The 19,478-nt window shown below is 63.0% G+C and carries 25 protein-coding genes; 12 read left to right on the forward strand and 13 right to left on the reverse strand.

Translation table 11 applies throughout. The features are described from left to right. The 7 genes from U873_RS0130965 to U873_RS0131000 form a co-directional block, all read right to left on the reverse strand. Window positions 1-1,123 (reverse strand): DUF1302 domain-containing protein (locus U873_RS0130965; protein WP_025131944.1); only part of this gene is annotated, 1,123 nt, incomplete at its 3' end. 484 nt (window positions 1,124-1,607) lie between these two features. Next, a complete protein-coding gene (locus U873_RS0130975; RefSeq protein WP_025131946.1) occupies window positions 1,608-1,967 on the reverse strand; it encodes a hypothetical protein in 360 nt (119 codons plus the stop codon). Window positions 1,968-2,151: 184 nt separating this feature from the next. Beyond that, on the reverse strand, window positions 2,152-3,063 hold the full coding sequence (locus tag U873_RS0130980) for an SDR family oxidoreductase (protein WP_025131947.1): 912 nt from the start codon (window positions 3,061-3,063) through the stop codon (window positions 2,152-2,154). A gap of 203 nt (window positions 3,064-3,266) precedes the next feature. Beyond that, a complete protein-coding gene (locus tag U873_RS0130985; protein WP_025131948.1) occupies window positions 3,267-4,169 on the reverse strand; it encodes an alpha/beta fold hydrolase in 903 nt (300 codons plus the stop codon). Beyond that, the gene (locus U873_RS0130990) at window positions 4,169-4,951 is read right to left on the reverse strand and encodes a class II aldolase/adducin family protein (RefSeq protein WP_025131949.1); all 783 of its coding nucleotides are present in this window, start codon (window positions 4,949-4,951) and stop codon (window positions 4,169-4,171) included. Before U873_RS0130990 ends, U873_RS0130985 begins: the two co-directional genes overlap by 1 nt. A 145-nt stretch (window positions 4,952-5,096) precedes the next feature. Next, on the reverse strand, window positions 5,097-5,783 hold the full coding sequence (locus tag U873_RS0130995) for an LrgB family protein (RefSeq protein WP_025131950.1): 687 nt from the start codon (window positions 5,781-5,783) through the stop codon (window positions 5,097-5,099). Next, complete coding sequence (locus tag U873_RS0131000; RefSeq protein ID WP_025131951.1) at window positions 5,773-6,159, reverse strand: CidA/LrgA family protein; 387 nt, start codon at window positions 6,157-6,159, stop codon at window positions 5,773-5,775. The genes U873_RS0130995 and U873_RS0131000 overlap by 11 nt, the downstream gene beginning before the upstream one ends. A gap of 97 nt (window positions 6,160-6,256) precedes the next feature. Between U873_RS0131000 and U873_RS0131005 the strand changes: the two genes are divergently transcribed. Next, entirely contained in the window at window positions 6,257-7,153 is an 897-nt protein-coding gene (locus U873_RS0131005; RefSeq protein ID WP_025131952.1) for a LysR family transcriptional regulator, read from the forward strand. Here U873_RS0131005 and U873_RS0131010 read toward each other — a convergent pair. Next, on the reverse strand, window positions 7,134-7,589 hold the full coding sequence (locus U873_RS0131010) for a flavodoxin (protein WP_025131953.1): 456 nt from the start codon (window positions 7,587-7,589) through the stop codon (window positions 7,134-7,136). The two genes, U873_RS0131005 and U873_RS0131010, sit on opposite strands and share 20 nt — an antisense overlap. Window positions 7,590-7,744: 155 nt before the next feature. Here U873_RS0131010 and U873_RS0131015 point away from each other — a divergent pair, with 155 nt between their 5' ends. Then, complete coding sequence (locus U873_RS0131015) at window positions 7,745-8,212, forward strand: PAS domain-containing protein (RefSeq protein WP_025131954.1); 468 nt, start codon at window positions 7,745-7,747, stop codon at window positions 8,210-8,212. A gap of 60 nt (window positions 8,213-8,272) precedes the next feature. After that, window positions 8,273-8,878 carry a hypothetical protein gene (locus U873_RS0131020; RefSeq protein ID WP_025131955.1) on the forward strand — a complete coding sequence of 202 codons (606 nt, stop codon included), beginning with the start codon at window positions 8,273-8,275 and terminating at the stop codon, window positions 8,876-8,878. A gap of 63 nt (window positions 8,879-8,941) precedes the next feature. Here U873_RS0131020 and U873_RS0131025 read toward each other — a convergent pair whose 3' ends face one another. Further along, window positions 8,942-9,883, reverse strand: a complete 942-nt coding sequence (locus tag U873_RS0131025) for a MerR family transcriptional regulator (RefSeq protein WP_025131956.1) — start codon at window positions 9,881-9,883, stop codon at window positions 8,942-8,944. Between the two features lie 211 nt (window positions 9,884-10,094). On the opposite strand from U873_RS0131025, the gene U873_RS0131030 reads away from it, so the two are divergent. The 6 genes from U873_RS0131030 to U873_RS0131055 all read left to right on the forward strand — a co-directional run bounded on the left by U873_RS0131030 (window position 10,095) and on the right by U873_RS0131055 (window position 13,162). Beyond that, entirely contained in the window at window positions 10,095-10,664 is a 570-nt protein-coding gene (locus U873_RS0131030; RefSeq protein WP_025131957.1) for an antibiotic biosynthesis monooxygenase, read from the forward strand. A gap of 127 nt (window positions 10,665-10,791) precedes the next feature. Further along, a complete protein-coding gene (gene folM / locus U873_RS0131035; protein WP_025131958.1) occupies window positions 10,792-11,502 on the forward strand; it encodes a dihydromonapterin reductase in 711 nt (236 codons plus the stop codon). 23 nt (window positions 11,503-11,525) lie between these two features. Then, the gene (gene folE / locus U873_RS0131040; RefSeq protein WP_025131959.1) at window positions 11,526-12,086 is read left to right on the forward strand and encodes a GTP cyclohydrolase I FolE; all 561 of its coding nucleotides are present in this window, start codon (window positions 11,526-11,528) and stop codon (window positions 12,084-12,086) included. Window positions 12,087-12,088: 2 nt separating this feature from the next. Then, complete coding sequence (folX, locus tag U873_RS0131045) at window positions 12,089-12,460, forward strand: dihydroneopterin triphosphate 2'-epimerase (RefSeq protein ID WP_025131960.1); 372 nt, start codon at window positions 12,089-12,091, stop codon at window positions 12,458-12,460. 74 nt (window positions 12,461-12,534) lie between these two features. After that, window positions 12,535-12,831 carry a DUF1244 domain-containing protein gene (locus U873_RS0131050; RefSeq protein WP_025131961.1) on the forward strand — a complete coding sequence of 99 codons (297 nt, stop codon included), beginning with the start codon at window positions 12,535-12,537 and terminating at the stop codon, window positions 12,829-12,831. Continuing rightward, window positions 12,824-13,162 (forward strand): HopJ type III effector protein, encoded by a 339-nt coding sequence (locus tag U873_RS0131055; protein ID WP_025131962.1) that lies wholly within the window; start codon window positions 12,824-12,826, stop codon window positions 13,160-13,162. Before U873_RS0131050 ends, U873_RS0131055 begins: the two co-directional genes overlap by 8 nt. A gap of 146 nt (window positions 13,163-13,308) precedes the next feature. Here the strand turns inward: U873_RS0131055 and trxB are convergent, their stop codons facing one another. Next, window positions 13,309-14,283, reverse strand: a complete 975-nt coding sequence (trxB, locus tag U873_RS0131060; protein ID WP_025131963.1) for a thioredoxin-disulfide reductase — start codon at window positions 14,281-14,283, stop codon at window positions 13,309-13,311. A 310-nt stretch (window positions 14,284-14,593) separates the two neighbouring features. On the opposite strand from trxB, the gene cysZ reads away from it, so the two are divergent. After that, entirely contained in the window at window positions 14,594-15,349 is a 756-nt protein-coding gene (cysZ, locus tag U873_RS0131065; protein ID WP_025131964.1) for a sulfate transporter CysZ, read from the forward strand. Window positions 15,350-15,481: 132 nt separating this feature from the next. Then, entirely contained in the window at window positions 15,482-16,738 is a 1,257-nt protein-coding gene (locus U873_RS0131070; RefSeq protein WP_025131965.1) for a glycosyltransferase family 1 protein, read from the forward strand. Here U873_RS0131070 and U873_RS0131075 read toward each other — a convergent pair. From U873_RS0131075 to U873_RS0131085, 3 genes are all read right to left on the reverse strand, one after another. Then, the gene (locus U873_RS0131075) at window positions 16,735-17,838 is read right to left on the reverse strand and encodes an NADH:flavin oxidoreductase (protein WP_025131966.1); all 1,104 of its coding nucleotides are present in this window, start codon (window positions 17,836-17,838) and stop codon (window positions 16,735-16,737) included. The genes U873_RS0131070 and U873_RS0131075 overlap by 4 nt on opposite strands. A gap of 213 nt (window positions 17,839-18,051) precedes the next feature. Then, a complete protein-coding gene (locus U873_RS0131080) occupies window positions 18,052-18,534 on the reverse strand; it encodes a glutathione peroxidase (protein ID WP_025131967.1) in 483 nt (160 codons plus the stop codon). Window positions 18,535-18,654: 120 nt separating this feature from the next. Then, window positions 18,655-19,140 (reverse strand): peptidylprolyl isomerase, encoded by a 486-nt coding sequence (locus tag U873_RS0131085; RefSeq protein WP_025131968.1) that lies wholly within the window; start codon window positions 19,138-19,140, stop codon window positions 18,655-18,657. On the opposite strand from U873_RS0131085, the gene U873_RS35590 reads away from it, so the two are divergent. Further along, the gene (locus tag U873_RS35590; RefSeq protein WP_081818740.1) at window positions 19,109-19,447 is read left to right on the forward strand and encodes a DUF3565 domain-containing protein; all 339 of its coding nucleotides are present in this window, start codon (window positions 19,109-19,111) and stop codon (window positions 19,445-19,447) included. The two genes, U873_RS0131085 and U873_RS35590, sit on opposite strands and share 32 nt — an antisense overlap. The last annotated feature ends 31 nt before the right edge of the window (window positions 19,448-19,478 follow it).

A 19,478-nucleotide genomic window follows, 5' to 3' on the forward strand; every position in this document is an offset into this window, starting at 1 on the left:
GGATGTCTTCCGGGTACTCGAGGTAGTACTGGCCGCGGCCGAGCATCACGCTTTGCACCAGGCCACTGCCGGAGCCCGGGGCGATGCCGTTGGCAGCGCCGGCAATGGCGCCCAGGGTTGCCAGGCTGACGTTGGCCGTGGTGGTGCTGACCACCGGGCTGCGAGCGTGGTAGTTCATGAAGTACAGCCCGTACTCGGTGTCATCGCCGAGCCAGCGCAGGGCCGCGCCCCATTGCCCGGAGTCACGGGCATCGCGGTCGCCGCCACGGGGCAGGATCACCCCTTCGCGGGTCACCTGGAACCCCTGGCCAAAGGCGGCGGCCACCGGTTGCAGGGGCGCGACTGCCGGGCTGCCGACGGTGTAGCCGGTGGTGCAGCCATCGGCCACCACGTCGTTGCCGAAGAAGGTGCCGCAGTTGTCCACCACGGTCTGGTCCCACTCCAACTGGTAGAAGCCCTCTACCGTCAGCTGGTTGGTCAGGCCCTGGGACGCGAACAGCATGTTCACCGGCACCAGGCCTTCCTTGATTTCCGCGCCGGGGCGGCGAAAGGCCGACACGTCCACCGGGTTGATGCTGTTGATGGAGTTGCCGATGAAGGTGCTCTCGCCCCAGCTGACCACCTGTTTGCCGGCGCGCACGGTGCCCGGCAAATCGGCGATGGAGTAGTTGTGGTAGACGAAGGCGTCGAGGATCTGCGCACCCGAGGATTTGGCTCCTTCCTTGCGGTTGTGGTCGCTGATGGGCTTGAACTCGCGGTCTTCATCCTTGAGCTCGAAGTCGTACCAGTACTTGCCGCGTACGAAGACTCCGGTATCACCGTACTTGAGCTCCAGGTCGTGCAGGCCCTTGAAGATCTTGGAGAAGGTCTCGCCCTTCTTGAAGTTCAACCGCCCATCGTCCCCCGTGGACGACTGCGCCGTGCCGCCATTGACCGTGCCGACGAAATCCCGGTCGGCGTTGCGCATGCCCCAGCTGGCGCCCACGGACAGTGACGAGTCGAACTGCCCTTCGATTTCCCCGATGGTGAACGAAACCGCCTGAGCCTGGGTGCTGCAGCCTAGCGCCACCGCAACAGCCAGCGTCTGCGGTGTGAAGATGGCGCGCATTGTTATTCTTGTCATGCGTCTTCCCCGGTGAGTGACAGGAAGCCTCACCCTACTGCCGGGGTACCACGGTCGATAAGCGCACCAAGGAGGTATTCGAGCTGTCGCTCAAAAGGATGAGTGCCCTTGCCATCGGGGCCGCTCAGGGAGTATCCAGCGGCTGGATACAGATTCATCAAACCCATAGATACAGGGAGGGAGCTGGGGCGACTGTTGCTCAAGTTGTAACAGTCCTTGTCCTGATTCGCTATTTTTCCCTGGCCGTCCCGGGCTTATTCTTGCCTCGCAGTCACGGCAAACAGCCAGGCGCCATGACCAGAGAAAGTATCGGCCACGATAGTTTCCGCACACTGTTCCAGCAGGCTTGAAATGCTTCAGATTCAAGCCGCTACCCCAGGTTCACCGACGTTGGTTTTGTAGCTCCTTGATCTAACGTCTTACTTCGGCCGCTGCTCTTGCAGCGGCCTTTTTTATGCCTGGAAAAGAGTCGGGGGAGTTTCATCTAGGGGGTTTCGTCATCCGCCTCGTCGTAATGAAACTTATGCAGCAGGCGATGGGCGACCGGCGACAGGATCAACCCCAGGGTGGCGGCGAAAACCAGGTTGGTATAAAGCCCGTAGCTGGCGAAGAACAGCTTGCCGCCGGGGGTTTCCGGCATGTTGATGGGGCTGATCCCACCGAGGATCATGGCGGCGTCGAAGACCGCGTCGTGAAGGGATACATCCTGTTCGAAGTACAGCAGGCCGCTGATCCCCAGCAGAATCGAGAAACCGATCAGTGCCAGGACCACCAGGCCATGCATGCACATGCGGCGGAAAAAAAGCAGCCGCGACAATATGGGTTGGTCCTTGGATTCGTACATTTGAAATACTCCCTTTTCATTCGATGACCGTCGAGCATAGAGACGAACGCCGCAGGAGTAAAACCGCCGGCCCTGAAGGTCCGGCGGGCAGGTTTTCCAGTACTGGAAAACCCGTTGCAAAGGCCGCTGCTAGTGCTGTCCGTCAAGACCATGGACAGGATCTGGAGCAGGGATGACGCCCGCCTCAGAGGGCGTACTTTTGCAGATTCTGCATCATCTCCTTCAAGGCCTCGATATTGTCCTTGGGATGGGACGCGCCCTCGAAGTCACAGATCTGCTGCCAATGGGCGGCCACATCCTCCGGTGAAAACCCCTGGTGCGGGTCGAAACCGGCTCCCAGGCTGCGCTCCCAGCGCACCTTGCCGATCCAGCCACCGCCCACTTCGAACAGCCCGGAGGTTTCCTGGCACTGCTCACTGCCCAGGTACACCACCAACGGGCTCACCAGTTCCGGCTTGAGCTGCTCGAACACCTGCGGCGGGATCAGCCCTTCGGTCATCCGCGTACCACCCGTGGGGGCGATGGCGTTGACCAGGATATTGTTCTTGCGCCCTTCGAGCGCCAGGGTCCGGGTCAGGCCGTACAGGCCCAGCTTGGCCATGCCGTAGTTGGACTGGCCGAAATTGCCGTAGATGCCCGAGGTGGAGGCCGTGAAGATCACTCGCCCGTAGGCCTGGTCACGCAGGTGCGGCCAGGCCGCGCGGGTGACTTTGTAGGCGCCCTCGACATGCACCCGGTACACCAGGTCCCAGTCGGCATCGTCCATCTTGTGGAAGGTCTTGTCCCGCAGGATGCCGGCGTTGTTGACCAGCACATCGACCCGACCGAACACGTCGAGGGCATTCTCGACGATCCGCGCGCCGTCGGTGACCGAATCATGGTTGGCCTCGGCAATGCCACCGGCCTCGCGGATCTCTGCCACCACCCGATCCGCCGCCGAAGCTCTGGCGCCTTCGCCCTGGGCCGAGCCTCCCAGGTCATTGACCAGTACCTTGGCGCCATGCCGGGCGAACAGCAACGCATGGGCCCGGCCCAGGCCACCGCCGGCTCCGGTGATGATCACCACTTTATCTTCCAAGCGCACAGACTCACTCATAGCAAACTCCAGCAGGGCCAAGGGGCATTCAGTCGAGTGTCAGGCAGCCGTTCGCCGGTCACAATAAAAACGTCCGGGCCTGAATGGTGCGCGATAAGACAGCGGGATAATCACTGGCGACCGCTCAAGACCGCCGTCTGCCCGGGGCAGGCAAATCCTGCGGCCTTAGCTCCAGGAGGCCGTCCGCTGGCCTTCGGGCACTGTCAGGTGCCCACCGCCTGGCACGCGGGCGCCATGAGGTTGTCGCGAAACCCCAGGTAATGCTTGAGCACCAGCAAGGGCGCCTCGATTTGCGGGTAATGGCCGATGCCCGGCAACAGCACCGTGTCCGGCTCGGCGATCAATTGTCGGTAGCGCTCCACCATGTGCGCCCCGGAGATCGGATCCTGGGCCCCATCGATCACCCGCAGCGGCACCCCGCCGCGCTGCATGGCACTGACCCAGCGCTCGCGCTGGACTCGACGCTCGGGGATATAACCGATCAGCTTGTGCAGGATCCGTGGCCCGTTGTTGCGCTCCACCAGGCTCCAGAAGTCATCCAGGACCGTCTCGCTGGGGCGGGTCTGGGGGCCGAATATCTGCCGGAAGCTGTTCGCCAGGCCCTGCCGGCTGAAAGCGCGCCCGAGCATCCAGCCCAGGGGGCTGAGCAACAGCTTCTGGGTCAGCACCGGGCGGTGGGTTTCCGGAAACAGACCACCATTGAGAAACACACAGCTGGCGATCTCGATCCGTTGCTCATAGTGCCGGGCGAGCAGTTCCTGGGCGACGCTGTCGCCGTAGTCATGGGCCAAAAGGTGCACCGGTTCCTCGACACCCAGGTGGGCCAGCAGCGCCTGCTGCAGGTCCGCCTGCTCCAGCAGGCTGTAGTCATGGTCCAGGGGCTTGGCCGAATCTCCGAAGCCGAGCATGTCGCAGGCGATCACCTGATAGCGCCGGGCCAGGGGGCGCCACAGGTAATGCCAGTCCCAGCTGGCCGTGGGAAATCCGTGGATCAACAGCAGCGGCTCACCCTGGCCCGCCACCCAGTAACGAAGAGTCTGGCCGGCAAACACGAAGTCCTGCCCGCTCTTGCGCCAGACACTCAGGGGGATCTCGGCAATAGGCATCAGCGTTTATAACCCGGGTCGAGTTGATCGAGTTTGCGCAGCAGCGCCGGCCAGGCCAGCACGCCGCCCACGCCCTGGGCACTGCGGGTGACCCCGGCGATCATCGCCTTGGCCCCGGCCAGGATCGGCGCAGGAATGGCGATCAGCTCGGCGCCGCCGTTCTGCGCCAGCACCTGGATCTCGCAGGCCCGCTGGAAGATGAACATCATCAGGAAGGTATCGGAGATGCTCGCACCGCAGGTCAGCAGGCCATGGTTGTGCAGCATCAGGAAACCGTTGTCGCCCAGGTCCGCCTGCAGCCGGACCTTCTCCTCGGGGTTCAGCGCCACGCCCTCATAGGGGTGATAGCCCAGGCTCGCGAGCACCAGCAGCGACTGCTGGCTGATGGGCAACACGCCCTGCTTCTGCGCAGACACCGCGACCCCGGCCGCAGTGTGGGTGTGCAGGACGCACAGCACGTCGTGACGCACCGCATGGATCGCACTGTGGATGGTGTAGCCCGCCGGGTTGATCTCGTAGGGGCTGTCCATCAGCTTGCGGCCATCCTGATCGACCTTCACCAGGCTGGAGGCGGTGATCTCGTGGAACATCATGCCGAACGGGTTGATCAGGAAGTCGTCGGTGCCCGGCACCTTGGCGGAAATGTGGGTGAAGATCAGGTCGTCCCAGCCGTGCATCGCCACCAGGCGGTAGCAGGCTGCCAGGTCCACACGGGTTTGCCATTCGATGGCACTGACCTGGTTTTGTACACTCGGTGTCGATTGAACGGGGGCTGGGCTCACGGCAAGGACCTCGGTGATGGTTCTTATTGGATGAGAGGACCTTGAGAGTCTAGTCAGCCTGAGCCCGGCACGGAGTTGCATTGGCAGCCAGCTTGATGACCTTGCGGGTCAGCCCGGTGTCAGGCTCTGGAACGCGGGTTTCACGTCAAAGCATCGACGCCAGTAAAGGTGCTGCGAACAGGTTGAGCAGCCCGGTCAGGACCATTACCAACCCCGCCACCGAGCCCTCCTCGCCCCCCACTTCATGAGCCCGGCTGACCCCGGCACCATGGGCCCCGACGCCAAACAGCGCGCCTCGGGCCAGGGCACTGCGCAGGGGCAGCCAACGCAGCAGCACGCCACCGAGCATGGCGCCCAGCACCCCGGTGAACATCACGAACACCGCGGTCAGCTCGGGCACGCCTCCCAAGTCATGGGCCAGGGGCATGGCGAAAGGCGTGGTGATGGAACGTGGCACCAGGGACAGGGTCACCGAACTGTCCAGGGCCAGGGCCTTGGCCAGCCAGAAGGAGCTGCCGATGGACGCCACGCTGCCCGCCAGCATGCCCAGCAACAAGGCCGACCAGTGGCGCGCCAGCAACTGCCGCTGCTGCCAGATGGGAATGGCAAAGGCCACAGTCACCGGCCCCAGCACCAGCATCAGCCAGTGGGTGTTGGCGGCGTATTCGGCGTAGGCGGTGTGCAGCGGCACGGCGATCGCCAGCAACAGCGCCGGCACCAGAATCAGTGGCGACAGCAGGTAGCGCCCGGTGCGCCGGTAGATCCAGCGGCTGAACAGGTAGGCCACCAGGGTCAGGGCCAGCCAGAACATCGGCATCAGCTCAAGCTTCATGGCGCATCCTCCAGCGACAGACCAGTTCCACCGTCAGTGCGGTCACCAGCATCACCAGCAGGGTGCTGACACCGATCACCAGCAGGATCCGCCAGCCCTCCTCACGCAGCAGGCCGCCGTAATCGAGCAAGCTCATCAATGCCGGGATGAAGAACAGCAGCATCTCCGCCATCAACAGCCCCGCGCCCGATTGCAGGGCCGCCGGCCGGACCCAGCCCAGGGCAAAGGCCAGCAGCAACAGGGCCAGCACCACCACCCCGCCGGGAATCGGCCAGGGCAGCCAGGCGGCCAACTGACAACCGAGAAAGTAGATACCCAGCAGCACCGCCAGTTCACAGATCAGGCGGGCCAGGCGTTTGCAGGTGGAAATATTCATCGGATCGGTTCCTCTCAGGGGCTTATTTTAGGTAATGCCCCACCATCACCGAAGCGAATTGTTAGACTGGAAACCATTCCAATCTGGAATTACCACCATGGATTTCAAACAGCTTCGCAGCTTCGCCGAAGTGATCCGCCAGGGCGGTTTCACCCAGGCGGCCAAAACCCTGCACATCAGCCAGTCGGCGGTCAGCAAGCAGGTCGCGCAACTGGAACAGAGCCTCGGCACGCCCCTGCTGGAGCGCCAGGGCTCGCACATTCACCTCACGGCCGCAGGCAGCGTGGTGCTGCAGCGGGCCGAAGGGATGCTGCACTTGCGCAATGAATTGCTCAGTGAACTGGATGACTTGAGCCAGCTGACCCGCGGCGAGTTGCGCCTGGGCCTGCCGCTGATGGGCGGCGACGCGCTGTTTGCCAGCCGCTTCGCCGAATACCGGCGGCGCTATCCGAACATCCAGGTGCAATTGCTCGAAGGCGGCAGCCTGAATGTCGAGCAGGCGGTGCGCAACGGTGAGCTGGAACTGGGCGGCAGCCTGACCCCCAAAGACCCGGCGTTCGCCTATCAGCCCTTTTGCGATGAGCCGCTGGATGCCTTGCTGCCCGCCGACCATCCACTGGCCATGAACGCCCAGGTACGCCTGGAGGAACTGGCAGACACGCCCTTCCTCCTGTACCAGCGCAGCTTTGTACTCAACGACCGCCTGCTCCAGGCCTGCCAGCAGGTGGGTTTCACCCCCAGGGAAGGCGGCCGCAGCGGCCAGGCGGACTTTCTTGCGGCACTGGTGGCGGCCGGCCAGGGCGTGGTGCTGCTGCCCAGTGTGGTGGCCCGCAGCCTGGTGCGGCCCGGAGTCGTGCGCCTGACGCTCAAGGCCCCGCCCTACCTGCGCTGGGACATTGCCTTCATCTGGCGTCAGGGCGCCTACCTGTCCAAGGCAGCGCAAGCCTGGCTGGCGCTGCTACGGGAGCAGCCGGTCAGCCCCGCAGTGCACTGACCAGCTCGGCCAGCCAGGGCTCGGCATCGGCTTCCGGGGTCACGCTTTCGCTGGCGTCCAGGCGCAACATCGGCAGGACTTCCTGAACCCCCAGTTCGGCAAACAGCTCGCGCATCAGTTCGCCACCGCCGCAGAAGGTATCGCCGTAGCTGGCATCGCCGAGGCCGATCACCGCCCCCGGCAACCCGCGCCAGGCAGCCGGCAACTGATCGCGAATGCTCGAATACAGCGGTTGCAGGTTGTCCGGCAGCTCGCCCATGCCGGTGGTCGAGGTCACGGCCAGCAGCGCCTGCGGGGCGAAAGCCTGGACCTCGGCCAGGGTCGCACGCGGGTTGTGCCAGGCCTCGAAACCTGCGGCGTTGAGGATCTTGGCGGCATGCCGGGCGACTTCTTCAGCCGTGCCGTACACCGAGCCGGAAAGGATGGCGACTTTCATCAATCTGTTCCTGAAGCTGACTAAAAGACTGGGATATTAACAGCTACGGAGTAAAATCCCTTTTCTGCCGGCCAGGGCTCTGAAAAGACCCTGTGGATAACTGGCCAGCCAGCCTTAGAATCCAGCCTTTGCTGATCGATAGCGGAATTTTTGGGATGATCAACGCGCATCTGCTGCAACGCATGATCAACGCCTCCAACGACGGGATTGTGGTCGCCGAACAGGAAGGCGAGGACAACATCGTGATCTACGTGAACCCGGCCTTCGAGCGGCTGACCGGCTACAGCGCCGACGAGGTGCTGTACCAGGACTGTCGCTTCCTGCAGTCCGGGGACCGCGACCAGCCGGGGCTGGAGGTGATTCGCCAGGCCCTGCGCCAGGGCCGGCCGTGTCGCGAAGTGTTGCGCAACTACCGCAAGGACGGCAGCCACTTCTGGAACGAGCTGTCGATCACCCCGGTGTTCAACGACAGCGACCAACTGACCTACTTCATCGGCGTGCAAAAAGACGTCAGTGTGCAGATCAAGGCGCAACAGCGCCTGGTTCAGCTGGAGCAGCAGTTGGCTGAAACCCGAGCCGAGCTGGCTGTCCTCAAGGCGACCAACGGCGCTAATAAACCATGAAACTCGCGGTCTGTAGGGATATCCCCCGCCGATCTGTCTTTCCACCCTTCGAGCCCCATCATGCAGCGTGACGCCCTCCTCACTCAGGATGAGCTGGACTTCATCCAGACCATGCAGCACAACCCGCAACTCAATGTGCGGGATGCGACATCGAGCCTGCTGGTCAATGGCGGCGCGCAGATCCGTGATCTGCTGACCCGGCTGGCGGCCAACGAGAAGGTCACCCTTCAGGCCCATTTCGACAATCAGCAGATGACCTTCCCCCTGTACCTGGAGGAGGACGAATTCCACGCCCTGCACCTGCGCCTGGGGGTGCCGAGCATCTTCGAGGACGGGCCGATGATCCGGCCCTGGCGCCTGGCGCTGGACACACCGGTGGCCCTGGAGAACATCAAGGGCCAGCCAGGACGCCTGTGGGTGCGTGAAGTGTCGTTCAAGGGAGTGCTGCTGGAGATCCGCAACCGGACCCGGCCACCGAAGCAGTTCGCCCTCTGGTTCAGCCCTTCGGGCTATGAGCGGATAGCCTTGCATGGGCGCTTCGAACGCCAGACCGAGGCCGGCTTCTATGCCTATCGGCTGGATCAGCGCGACCTGGAAGAAACCGAGCGCCTGCGCCAGTTCATCCTGCAGGAGCACCGTCACAGCCATCCGGCCCTGCATGCCTGACGCGCCACACCTTCAGTTGCCCGGCCTGCACCTCAGCCGATGAGCGTCATACCGCCGGTCGTCTCAAAGAGCGCCGCGCAAACGCTGCAACATCAGACGCCCGCTACTGCCCAGGCACGCCACCGGTGAGTCGGCCAGACTGTCCTGGGCCAGTTCCGATGCATCTCCGGCCAGCATCAGCGGGCAATCCAGGGTCAGCGCCAGGCGCTTGAGACGCTTGGGCAACTCCGCATTCGGCGCATGGTTGGAGAACACCACCAGGGCCATCGGCTTGAGCTTTTCACAGACCAGGGTCAACTCATCCAGCGGCACACCCGGGCCCAGCAAGCGCACGCCAACCTGGTCATGCCCCAGCATCAGTGCCGCGACCTGCAACTCCAGTTCACGGCACTGGTCGTTGAGCGCCACCAGCAAGAGCTGCCGATGCTGGGTGGCCCGCTGCAACAGCAGCCGCTGAGTGATCCGCGCCCGAAGAAAACCATCGAGGAACACCCATTCGCTGGTCTGGCCGAAAGCTTCCCGATCCTGCAGCAACTGCTTCCACAACGGCAGGAAGATGCCCTGAAATACCACCGGCAGGGCGTAGCTGGAAAATATCTGGCCATAGAGGCGCTCCAGCTGGTCCTCATCGAAGGCCGCCACCACCCGCTGCAACTGATCACGCCACTGAGCGTATTCAGCCTGCTGGCCATCCTCCGCCGGGAGCTTGGCCTGCGCTTGGGCGGCCCGGCTCTTGGCGAGGATCTTGCCCACCTTGCTGACGGCCACGCCGCGCTCGATCCAGCCCAGGATCTCGCGCACCGCCTCAACATCGTGCATGGAATACAAGCGATGCCCACTTTCGGTGCGTGTCGGCTGAATCAGACCGTAGCGTCGCTCCCATGCCCGCAGGGTCACCGGGTTGATACCGGTCAGGCGCGCCACTTCACGGATCGGAAACAGCTCGTCCTCAGGGACCGGGGCTGGGGCGTGAGTGGCAGGGGCAAGTTCAGTCATGACGGGCATCTGGAGGAGAAAACACCGGTAAACAAAGTGGCGGTCATTCTACTCCCCCCAGGTGCCGATGCTTCAAGCGCGAGAAAACCGACCGCTGTCATTGGTACGAACGCGCCAATCAGGAATAATCCTTGCTTGGTTCAGATGCGGCCCAACACCCCGGTGCCTCGTCAAGCGCCTGCCTTACCCAGGCAGCGCATTGGTTTTACGGAGATACATAATGTCTACCTCACCCGTCACCCTGATGGTTGCCCGGCGCGTTGCCGACGGCCGTTACCAGGACCTGATCGCCTGGCTGCGCGAAGGCGAGCAACTGGCCACCGACTTTCCCGGCTACCTGGGCTCCGGCGTCCTCGCGCCACCGCCCGACGATGACGAATTCCAGATCATCTTCCGCTTCGCCGACGAACACACCCTGCACACCTGGGAGCACTCCGCCTCGCGCACCGCCTGGCTGGCCCGGGGCAGCGACCTGTTCGCCTACCCTTCGGAACACCGGGTCAGCGGCATCGATGGCTGGTTCGGTGCCGCGGGACAGCGACCACCACGCTGGAAACAGGCCGTGGCCATCTGGCTGGCATTCTTCCCGGTGTCGCTGCTGTTCAACTTCGTCCTCGGCCCCTTGCTCAACGACCTGAGCCTGCTGCCCCGGGTGTTCGTCAGCACCCTGGCGCTGACCCCGCTGATGGTCTACTTCTTTATCCCGTTGTCCACCCGGCTGCTGGCCAACTGGCTCAACAGCACCCCGGTGCGGGCCCTGCCGGCCGCGCCCTCGACCCAGAACCCCTGACCTCGCCGGCCAGCCGGCCGCTGCCCTCAAGCAGCCAGCGGCTGGCCCCAAGCGCCCACCTGCGCACAACAGGCACAGCCCGCCGCGCGCTGGTATAGTTTTGCTCTACCCGCGACACGAGCCCTGCATGAACACCTCTCCTGCCCCGATCCTGATCACCGGCGCCAGCCAGCGTGTCGGCCTGCATTGCGCCCTGCGCCTGCTGGAAGACGGGCAGCCGGTGATCGTCACCTACCGCAGCCAGCGCCCTGGCCTTGAAACCCTGCGCGACAAAGGCGCGACCCTGCTGTTCGCCGATCTCTCCAGCGAGGCCGGGATCCTGGCGCTGATCGCCGAGCTTAAAGCTCATACCGACTGCCTGCGGGCCATCGTCCACAATGCCTCGGAATGGCTGCAAGAGTCCCCGGACCAGGAAAGCCTCGCCTTCGCCCGGATGTTCAGCGTGCACATGCTCGCGCCCTACCTGATCAACCTGCACTGTGCCGACCTGCTGCGGCGCTCGAACCCGGCGGACATCATCCACATCAGCGACGACGTGACCCGCAAGGGCAGCAGCAAGCACATCGCCTATTGCGCCAGCAAAGCCGGGCTGGACAGCCTGACCCTGTCCTTCGCGGCGAAATACGCCCCGGCCATCAAGGTCAACGGCATCGCCCCGGCCCTGCTATTGTTCAACCCCGACGACGACGCGGCGTACCGCGCCAAGACCCTGGCCAAGTCCGCGCTGGGCATCGAGCCCGGCAGCGAAGTGATCTACCAGAGCCTGCGCTATCTGCTGGACAACCCCTATGTCACCGGCACCACCCTGACCGTTAACGGCGGGCGGCACGTCAAGTAGACCGCCCCCCGCGAGGACGCTGCATGAGCCTTTCCCTGCCCCAGCACTACCGCGAGATCCTCAAGGGCCTCGGTGAAGACCCCGAGCGCGAAGGCCTGCTCGACACGCCCAAGCGTGCGGCCAAGGCCATGCAGTACCTGTGTCATGGCTACAGCCAGTCGCTGGATGAGATCGTCAACGGCGCGTTGTTCGCCTCCGACAGCGATGAAATGGTGATAGTCGCCGACATCGAGCTGTATTCACTGTGCGAACATCACCTGCTGCCCTTCATCGGCAAGGCCCATGTGGCTTATATTCCTACCGGCAAGGTGCTGGGGCTGTCGAAGATCGCGCGGATCGTCGACATGTTCGCCCGGCGCCTGCAGATCCAGGAAAATCTCACCCGGGAAATCGCCGACGCAGTCCAGGGCGTGACCCAGGCCGCCGGCGTCGCGGTGGTGATCGAGGCCAAGCACATGTGCATGATGATGCGCGGCGTCGAGAAACAGAATTCCACCATGCACACCTCGGTGATGCTCGGCGCCTTCCGCGATTCGAGCACCACTCGCCAGGAATTCCTGCAATTGATTGGACGGAGCAAGTAGCAATGCCACAACTTCAGCCAGGAATGGCTCGTATCCGAGTCAAGGACCTGCTCCTGCGGACCTTTATCGGAATCAACGAGGAAGAGATCCTCAACAAGCAGGATGTGCTGATCAACCTGACCATCCTGTATGCCGCCCAGGATGCGGTGCGCGACAACGACATCGATCACGCGCTGAACTACCGCACCATCACCAAGGCAATCATCGCTCACGTCGAAGGCAACCGCTTCGCCCTGCTGGAGCGCCTGACCCAGGAGCTGCTGGACCTGGTGATGAGCAATGCCTCGGTGCAGTACGCCGAAGTCGAAGTCGACAAGCCCCATGCTTTGCGCTTCGCCGAATCGGTATCGATCACATTAGCGGCAAGTCGTTAACGGCAAGCGGCAAGGCACAGCAGATCGATTTTTACTTGCCGCTTGAAACTTGAAACTTGCCTCGGAGAGACCCCATGACCGAACAACAACGCCTGGAGCTGGAAGCCGCGGCTTTTCGCCGCCTGGTGGCCCACCTGGACAGCCGCAAGGACGTGCAGAACATCGACCTGATGAACCTGGCCGGGTTCTGCCGCAACTGCCTGTCCAAGTGGTACAAGGCTGAAGCCGACCAGCGCCAGATCGAGGTCAGCCTCGATGACGCCCGTGAAGTGGTGTATGGCATGCCCTACGCCGAATGGAAAAATCTCTACCAGAAAGAAGCCAGCGCCGAGCAGCAAGCGGCGTTCGCCAAAGGAAAACCCCATGACTGACCTGAACACCCTGCGCGCCAGCCTGAACAGCGGCGAGCACGCCTTCGCCGACACCCTGGCGTTTGTTGCCGCAGGCTATGACTACCAGCCCCAGGCCTTCGACAACGGCGGCGTGGAGAACGCGGCCGGGCAGAACGAAGGCTCGTGCAAGACCCTGGGCCTGGCCCTGCTGGAAGGCCTCAGCGACGAAGAAGCCCTGCTGGCCTTCGGCGAGCACTACCGCTCGGTGCTGGCGACCCCGCAAGGCACTGACCACGGCAACATCCGCGCCCTGATCGCCCACGGCCTGGCCGGGGTGAAGTTCCGCGCGCAGCCGCTGACCCGACGCTGAGCGGGTCCCTGTAGCAGCTGGCTTGCCAGCGAAGGCGTCAGCACCGGCGGCGCAAGGCTTGAGGGCCTCTTCGCCGGCAAGCCGGCCCCTACAGTGCAACACCCATAAAAAAACCGGCTTGCGCCGGTTTTTTTATGGGGGGCCTATCAGAACGAAGCGTTCTGCAGGCCGTCCAGGTAACGCTCGGTGTCCAGTGCTGCCATGCAGCCGGCGCCGGCCGAGGTGATGGCCTGGCGATACACGTGGTCGGCCACGTCACCGGCAGCGAAGATGCCCTCGACGCTGGTGGCGGTGGCGTTGCCGTCACGGCCGCCCTGCACGACCAGGTAGCCGTCCTTGAGCTGCAACTGGCCTTCGAACAGCGAAGTGTTCGGAGTGTGGCCAATGGCGATGAACACGCCATCGACCGTGATTTCGTCGAAGCTACCGTCGTTGTTCTTCAAGCGTGCACCGGTGACGCCCATGTTGTCGCCCAGCACTTCGCCCAGCACTTCGTCCAGGTTCGAGTTCAGCTTGAGCTCGATCTTGCCTTCGGCAACCCGGGCGTTGAGCTTGTCGATCAGGATCTTCTCGGCGCGGAAGGTATCGCGACGGTGGATCAGGGTGACCTTGCTGGCAATGTTGGCCAGGTACAGGGCTTCTTCGACAGCGGTGTTGCCACCACCGACCACGGCCACCGGCTTGTTGCGATAGAAGAAACCGTCGCAGGTCGCGCAGGCGGAAACACCCTTGCCCATGAAGGCTTCTTCCGAAGGCAGGCCCAGGTAGCGGGCGCTGGCGCCGGTGGCGATGATCAGCGCATCGCAGGTGTAGGTCGCGCTGTCACCGGTCAGGGTGTAGGGCTTGGCGGCGAAGTCCACGGCATTGATGTGGTCGAAGACGATTTCGGTCTCGAAACGCTCGGCGTGTTCGCGCATCCGCTCCATCAGCGCCGGGCCAGTCAGGCCATGCACGTCGCCGGGCCAGTTGTCGACTTCGGTGGTGGTGGTCAACTGGCCACCGGCCTGCATGCCAGTGATCAGCAGCGGCTTCAGGTTGGCACGGGCGGCATACACCGCAGCGCTGTAACCGGCAGGGCCGGAACCGAGAATAATCACACGCGAATGACGTACATCAGACATGACTCACTCCTTTCGACCGGCCCGGGTGACCTGGCGCGGAACGCCGGATTGCCGGCTGCAATAAAAAAGGACGGCGAAACCTTGGGGAAGGCCTTAACTCGCCCGTCCAAAAAATAATGGGTGAAGCGTATAGAGGGGGCGAAGATTAAGGAAATACGGTTTAACAATCCAGCTCATAGGCGGTCTCTATCCTCAGAAGGCCTATTTGAAGGGGTCTTTGTTACCGTTGATGTCGACCTGTTCACCGCACTTTCGTCCCTTGAGCAAAGTCGGTAAGGTCGGCGCGTTTTCCTTTTGCTCGGAGCGCTCTATGCCCGCCCCCGTCCTGTCCGGCCCGCAATACCTGCGTGAAGGCCTGAAGCTGATCCTCAGTCCCGGCCTGCGCCTGTTCGTGCTCCTGCCCCTGGTAATCAACCTGGTGCTGTTCGTCGGATTGATCTATTTCGCCGGTCACCAGTTCAGCCTCTGGGTCGATGCCCTGATGCCCTCGCTGCCGGACTGGCTGAGTTTTCTCAGCTATATCCTCTGGCCGTTGTTCGTGGTGTTGTTGGTGCTGATGGTGTTTTTCACCTTCACCATGCTGGCCAACATCATTGCCGCACCGTTCAACGGTTTTCTATCGGAAAAGGTCGAGACCGTGGTCCGCGGCACCGACGACTTCCCGCCATTCAGCTGGGGCGAACTGATCGCCATGATCCCCCGCACCCTGTCCCGGGAACTGCGCAAGCTCGGCTACTTCCTGCCCCGGGCCATCGGCCTGTTCATTCTTTCGCTGATTCCGGTGGTCAATCTGGTCGCCGCCCCGCTGTGGCTGCTGTTCGGCATCTGGATGATGGCCATCCAGTACATCGACTACCCGGCGGACAACCACAAGATGAGCTGGCAGGACATGCTCGCCTGGCTGCGGGAAAAGCGCTGGCAGAGCCTGGGCTTCGGCGGCATCGTCTATCTGGCGCTGATGATTCCCTTCATCAACATCCTGATGATGCCGGCCGCCGTGGCCGGCGCGACCTTGTTCTGGGTGCGCGAGCGCGGCCCGGAAAACCTGCCGCTGGAACGCGACTGAACACCGCTCCGGCGCCCTCCGGCGTCAATACATCGGGCCCCGGCGCAACGCCCGGGGCCCAAGGCCTGCGCCGTCACAAATCCATCATCCTGACGTCACAATGACGACACGGCCTCAGCCGAGACTGAGGCCATGACGACAGCTCTGCACATCACCCTGATCACCGAAACCTTCCCACCGGAAATCAATGGCGTGGCCAATACCCTCGGCCGCCTCTGCGATGGCCTGAAGGCTCGTGGCCATCAGGTCGAACTGGTGCGTCCGCGCCAGGGTTGTGACCAGAGCCGCAGCAGCGACGAGGCCCTGCTGCTGTGCCGGGGCTGGCCGCTGCCAGGCTACCCGGGCCTGCAATGGGGCCAGTCTTCGATGCACAAGCTGTTGCGCCGCTGGAAGCGCCAGCGCCCGGATGTGCTGTACATCGCCACTGAAGGGCCGCTGGGGCTGTCTGCGCTGCGCGCCGCAAAGCGCCTGGGCATCGCCGTGGTCAGTGGTTTCCACACCAACTTCCAGCAGTACTCCAGCCAGTACGGCCTGGGATTGCTGACCCGCTTGCTGACCCACTACCTGCGCTGGTTCCACAACCGCTCGCAACTGACCCTGGTACCCAGCGCCAGCCAGCGCCTGGAACTGGAGCGCCGGCATTTCGAACGACTGTCCCTGCTGTCCCGGGGGGTCGACAGCCAGTTGTTCCACCCGGCCAAACGCCTCAATGAGCTGCGGGCCGCATGGGGCCTGGGCAACGACGATCTGGCGGTGATTCATGTCGGGCGCCTGGCCCCGGAGAAAAACCTCGGCCTGCTCAAGCGCTGTTTCGAGCAGCTCAAGGCGACTTATCCACAACGCAGGATGAAACTGATCGTCGTGGGCGACGGGCCACAGCGCGCCACTCTGGAAAAAAGCCTGCCCGACGCCTTGTTCTGCGGCAGCCAGCGTGGCGAAGCCCTGGCAGCCCATTACGCCTGTGGGGATCTGTTCCTGTTTCCCAGCCTGACCGAAACCTTCGGCAACGTGGTGCTGGAAGCCCTGGCGTCCGGGCTGGCGGTAGTGGCCTACGACCAGGCCGCAGCAGCCCAGCATATGCGCCACGGCTATAACGGTGTGCTGGCCATGCCCGGGGATGAGAGCGCCTTCTGTGACGCCGCCAGTTGGCTGCTGGAAGAAGCGGAAACCCTGCGCCGGGTGCGCCTCAATGCCCGCCAGCACGCCAGCCGCCAGGGCTGGGCTGCGGTGATCGAGCAATTCGAGGATCAGTTGCGCCGTACCTGCCAGCACTCGCCAACTGCGGATTACGAAGGGGTCATCGAAGCCGGTAGCCCACCCCGAGCCACGGCAGAGACACTCGGCACGGCAAGGGGGCTGCCCCCCTCGCCGCCCGGAGCCGGGAGTTAAACCAGGGTCGTCAGCGCTTCACGGCTGAACGGCAGGATATCCTGCTCACGCCCGTCACGGACTTTCTGCGCCCAGTCCGGATCCACCAGCAGTGCACGGCCCACGGCCACCAGATCGAACTCGTCATTGTTCAGGCGCTGCAGCAGGTTTTCCAGGCTGGCCGGTTGCGCCACCTTGTCGGTGTTGACCATGAACTGCAGGAACTCGCCGTCCAGGCCGACGCTGCCCACGGTGATGGTGGGCTTGCCGGTGAGCTTGCGGGTCCAGCCTGCCAGGTTCAGCTCGGAGCCTTCGAATTCCGGCTCCCAGAAGCGCCGGGTCGAGCAGTGGAAGATATCCACACCGGCATCCGCCAGGGGCTTGAGAAAGGCAGCCAAGGCTTCCGGGGTCTGCACCAGGCGCGCGCTGTAGTCCTGCTGCTTCCACTGGGAGAAACGCAGGATGATTGGGAAATCCGGGCCGACAGCGGCCCGCACGGCCTGGATCAGCTCGATGGCGAAGCGCGAACGCTGGGCCAGGTCGCCGCCGTATTCATCGGTGCGCTGGTTGGTGCCTTCCCAGAAGAACTGGTCCACCAGGTAACCGTGGGCGCCATGGATTTCCACACCGTCCATGCCAATGCTCTGGGCATCCTTGGCCGCCTGGGCGAACGCGCCGATCACGTCCTGGATATCCTGGTGACTCATGCCATGCACCAGCACCTGGCCATCCTTGAGTTTCTCCATCGGGCCATAACCCGGCACGCTGGCATCCGGCTCAGTGCCCAGGCGTCGAACGTTGCCGACGTGCCACAGTTGCGGAACGATCTTGCCGCCTTCGGCATGGACCGCGTCCACCACTTTCTTCCAGCCGGCCAGTGCCGCCTCACCGTAGAACTGCGGCACATTGGGGTAGCCGTTGGCAGCCTTGTGCCCAACGGTGGTGCCTTCGGTGATGATCAGGCCGACACCCGCCGCCGCACGGCGCCGGTAGTATTCGATGACCTTGGAATTGGGTACTCCGCCCGGAGAGAAGGAACGGGTCATCGGCGCCATGACCACGCGGCTCGGCAGTTCCAGCGCGCCAAGTTGAAAGGGTTTGAACAGGGCTTGAACAGGCATGCAGCACTCCGGCAAAAAAGGCTGGGGTCGATGAACGACGCACAGGGCCACGCCGGAAGCAGGTTCCGGCGCACTTATGATGAGGATAATATTCATCCGCCCACGCACTGCACAGCATTATTGATCTGAGTGATTTAGATGCAAAAACGCCGCATGGAAGCGGCGCTGGACAGGCAGTAGAAACGGGCCGGGCGAATGCGCCCGGCGATGGCTTCAACTCAGCGCTTTCTCGATCGCCTGGACCACAGTGGGATCATCCGGCGCAGTGCGTGGCGAGAAACGCGCCAAGACCCGGCCGTCCTTGCCCACCAGGAATTTTTCGAAGTTCCAGGTGATGTCCCCCGGAAATTCGGCCCCCTCGCCCGCCAGCAGACGGTACAACTGATGACGCTCGGGACCGTTGACCTCAAGCTTGCTGCTCAAGGGAAAACTCACCCCGTAGTTGAGGCTGCAGAACTCCTGGATGTCCTGCTCGGTGCCCGGCTCCTGTCCCGCGAACTGATTGCAAGGCAGGCCCAGCACGCTGAATCCCTGGCCCTTGTATTGCTGATAGAGATTCTCCAACGCCGCATATTGTGGTGTCAGACCACATTTGGAGGCGACGTTGACCACCAGCACGACATGCCCCTTGAAGGGCGCGAGCGGCAGCTCCTGACCATCCAGGGCTTTCAATTTAAGGTCGTGAAAAGCACTCATGACGAACTCCAAATTCCTGTGTTCTTACAGAAAACAGCCTCTCGACAGTACAGCCAAAAGCCACGGACTAAAAAGGCGCCCTCGGGCGCCTTTCCAGCAAACTTGAGCTTAGCGCAGAAATCAGTGCTGATGGCCACCTTCGCCATGGACGTGGCCATGAGCGACTTCTTCCTGGCTGGCGTCACGGATGGCAACGATCTTGACCTGGAAGTTCAAGCGCTGGCCGGCCAATGGGTGGTTACCGTCGACGGTGACGTCGTCGCCGTCCAGGTCGCGGATGGTCACGATCTGCATCTGGCCGTCCGGAGCAGAAGCGTGGAACTGCATGCCCACTTCCAGCTCGTCAACGCCTTCGAACATGCTGCGGCTCAGGGTGCTGACCAGTTCGGCAGCGTATTCGCCGTAGGCATCTTCAGGTTCAACGGAAACCTTCAGTTCGTCACCGACCTGCTTGCCTTCCAGAGCCTTTTCCAGGCCAGGAATGATGTTACCTGCACCTTGCAGGTAAACCAGCGGGGCGCCGCCGGCAGAGCTGTCGATGACCTCACCAGCGTCGTTGGTGAGGGTATAGTCGATGGAGACAGCCTTATTGGCGGCGATCAGCATGGGGCGGGACCTTTTGCATAAGAATGAAGAACGTCCAAGTTTAGCGAAGCAATCGCTCGAAAGCGAACGGAACCCGGACAAACGGAAAGCGAAAAAACACTCGACAATCTGCGGTTTTCATCAGGATGAGCACGGCCACTGGGTGGCTGAACTGTCCTGCGGGCACACCCAGCACCTGCGTCACCAGCCGCCCTGGCAATCCCGTGCCTGGGTCCTGGACCCACAGCGGCGGGCAGAAAAAATAGGCCAGCCCTTTGCTTGCGGCTGGTGTGCTCAAGACGCGGGAAACGATAACCTAAGCGTCTGACTAGCAGGCAGACGGCCAAAGACCGTCGCCC

The sequence above is a fragment of the Pseudomonas sp. PH1b genome, from assembly GCF_000633395.1.
Classification (GTDB): domain Bacteria; phylum Pseudomonadota; class Gammaproteobacteria; order Pseudomonadales; family Pseudomonadaceae; genus Aquipseudomonas.

Coding starts and splice junctions, on each gene's coding strand:
- U873_RS0131005 (WP_025131952.1), top strand. CDS start 6,257: ATGGATTTCAAACAGCTTCGCAGCTTCGCCGAAGTGATCCGCCAGGGC.
- U873_RS0131000 (WP_025131951.1), bottom strand. CDS start 6,159: ATGAATATTTCCACCTGCAAACGCCTGGCCCGCCTGATCTGTGAACTG.
- U873_RS0131070 (WP_025131965.1), top strand. CDS start 15,482: ATGACGACAGCTCTGCACATCACCCTGATCACCGAAACCTTCCCACCG.
- U873_RS0131030 (WP_025131957.1), top strand. CDS start 10,095: ATGTCTACCTCACCCGTCACCCTGATGGTTGCCCGGCGCGTTGCCGAC.
- U873_RS0130975 (WP_025131946.1), bottom strand. CDS start 1,967: ATGTACGAATCCAAGGACCAACCCATATTGTCGCGGCTGCTTTTTTTC.
- U873_RS0131020 (WP_025131955.1), top strand. CDS start 8,273: ATGCAGCGTGACGCCCTCCTCACTCAGGATGAGCTGGACTTCATCCAG.
- U873_RS35590 (WP_081818740.1), top strand. CDS start 19,109: ATGGAGACAGCCTTATTGGCGGCGATCAGCATGGGGCGGGACCTTTTG.
- U873_RS0131010 (WP_025131953.1), bottom strand. CDS start 7,589: ATGAAAGTCGCCATCCTTTCCGGCTCGGTGTACGGCACGGCTGAAGAA.
- folX (WP_025131960.1), top strand. CDS start 12,089: ATGCCACAACTTCAGCCAGGAATGGCTCGTATCCGAGTCAAGGACCTG.
- cysZ (WP_025131964.1), top strand. CDS start 14,594: ATGCCCGCCCCCGTCCTGTCCGGCCCGCAATACCTGCGTGAAGGCCTG.
- U873_RS0131075 (WP_025131966.1), bottom strand. CDS start 17,838: ATGCCTGTTCAAGCCCTGTTCAAACCCTTTCAACTTGGCGCGCTGGAA.
- U873_RS0130985 (WP_025131948.1), bottom strand. CDS start 4,169: ATGCCTATTGCCGAGATCCCCCTGAGTGTCTGGCGCAAGAGCGGGCAG.
- folE (WP_025131959.1), top strand. CDS start 11,526: ATGAGCCTTTCCCTGCCCCAGCACTACCGCGAGATCCTCAAGGGCCTC.
- U873_RS0131055 (WP_025131962.1), top strand. CDS start 12,824: ATGACTGACCTGAACACCCTGCGCGCCAGCCTGAACAGCGGCGAGCAC.
- U873_RS0131025 (WP_025131956.1), bottom strand. CDS start 9,883: ATGCCCGTCATGACTGAACTTGCCCCTGCCACTCACGCCCCAGCCCCG.
- U873_RS0130995 (WP_025131950.1), bottom strand. CDS start 5,783: ATGAAGCTTGAGCTGATGCCGATGTTCTGGCTGGCCCTGACCCTGGTG.
- U873_RS0131080 (WP_025131967.1), bottom strand. CDS start 18,534: ATGAGTGCTTTTCACGACCTTAAATTGAAAGCCCTGGATGGTCAGGAG.
- folM (WP_025131958.1), top strand. CDS start 10,792: ATGAACACCTCTCCTGCCCCGATCCTGATCACCGGCGCCAGCCAGCGT.
- U873_RS0131085 (WP_025131968.1), bottom strand. CDS start 19,140: ATGCTGATCGCCGCCAATAAGGCTGTCTCCATCGACTATACCCTCACC.
- U873_RS0131015 (WP_025131954.1), top strand. CDS start 7,745: ATGATCAACGCGCATCTGCTGCAACGCATGATCAACGCCTCCAACGAC.
- U873_RS0131050 (WP_025131961.1), top strand. CDS start 12,535: ATGACCGAACAACAACGCCTGGAGCTGGAAGCCGCGGCTTTTCGCCGC.
- U873_RS0130980 (WP_025131947.1), bottom strand. CDS start 3,063: ATGAGTGAGTCTGTGCGCTTGGAAGATAAAGTGGTGATCATCACCGGA.
- trxB (WP_025131963.1), bottom strand. CDS start 14,283: ATGTCTGATGTACGTCATTCGCGTGTGATTATTCTCGGTTCCGGCCCT.